2 protein-coding genes are annotated in these 1,083 nt (G+C 32.1%); one reads left to right on the forward strand and one right to left on the reverse strand.

Translation table 11 applies throughout. The annotated features are described in order from the left end of the window. A partial coding sequence (locus EV143_RS21625; protein WP_166638205.1) for a hypothetical protein occupies positions 1–309 on the forward strand: 309 nt, incomplete at its 5' end. 31 nt (positions 310–340) lie between these two features. Here the strand turns inward: EV143_RS21625 and EV143_RS21375 are convergent. After that, positions 341–1,083, reverse strand: a 743-nt coding sequence (locus tag EV143_RS21375) for a tyrosine-type recombinase/integrase (RefSeq protein WP_133509927.1), incomplete at its 5' end; no start/stop codon positions are given.

The following is a 1,083-nucleotide window of genomic DNA, read 5'->3' on the forward strand; positions in this document are numbered from 1 at the left end:
AAGCGAGAAACTGATCTTTCTGGCATTGTTGAAGCGATTAAAAGTAATATTCCATCAAGTCAAGTAGTAGTTGATACTACCAAGTGCATGACAACAAAAGGAATTATTTCTTTTAAGGATAATAAGCTTACATGGACTGTTTTAGATCGAACCTTTGAAAACAAATCCGATGCTGTTGCATATTGGGAGCGTCGCCAATGGCAGTTCTTAGGAATTAAAACCCGGCTATTTGGTAAAAAAGAATTTACGTCCAAATCATTTGATGAATGTGGAGAAAGCCGGACAATGAAAATAGAAAAGAAGAAATAAAAAAAGCGATCAATAACGATCGCTTTTGCTTTTAGAAATCAGGTGATTTTTCCATAATCTGATTTCGATTAACTTCTTTCACAACTTTCGCATATCTTAAAGTCATCATTTGTGAAGTGTGTCCGTATAACTCTCTAAGAGCGTCCAGTTCCACTCCGGCCAATATCTTTTTATTTGCGCCAAGGTGTTTAAATGAGTACATATTTACATTAATTCCTAAATCTATTTTTATTAATTGCCTCCATAATTTGGAGGCGGCATCTCTATTTAATCTTTTTAGACCAGGAATAAAATCTAAATCTTTTTTTAAACCGCGATTTTGATGTTCTCTTCTCGAACCAAATAAATACATTTCATTGCTATATTTTTTTAAATTCATTTGTTCAAGATCTGCTTTGAGAAATGGATTTAATGGTACAATCCTATTAATATTTGTCTTAGTGATTTCAGCAGGCAAAATAATTTGATTATTTTCTAAGTTAACCATTTTTAGCTGTACGTGTAAAAGTTCATCAGGTCGTATACCAGTATGAAATATACAACTCAAATACACTAAAAAACTTGGAAATTCTGAACGTATTTTTTCTTTAATCAATATAAGTTCCTCGTCAGTTGCCGGAGTATTAGCTATTATTTCTCCAACTTTTAGTGATTTGATACCATGAGCAGGATTATTCTCGATAATATCCCATTGCATTAACTCGCTTAAAATTGCCTTTAAATATCCTAAGTTTTTATTATAGGATTTATTGGACCAAGAACGTTGTTCTTTGA

Origin of the sequence: Flavobacterium chryseum (genome assembly GCF_004362015.1) — a bacterium.
Lineage (GTDB): Bacteria > Bacteroidota > Bacteroidia > Flavobacteriales > Flavobacteriaceae > Flavobacterium.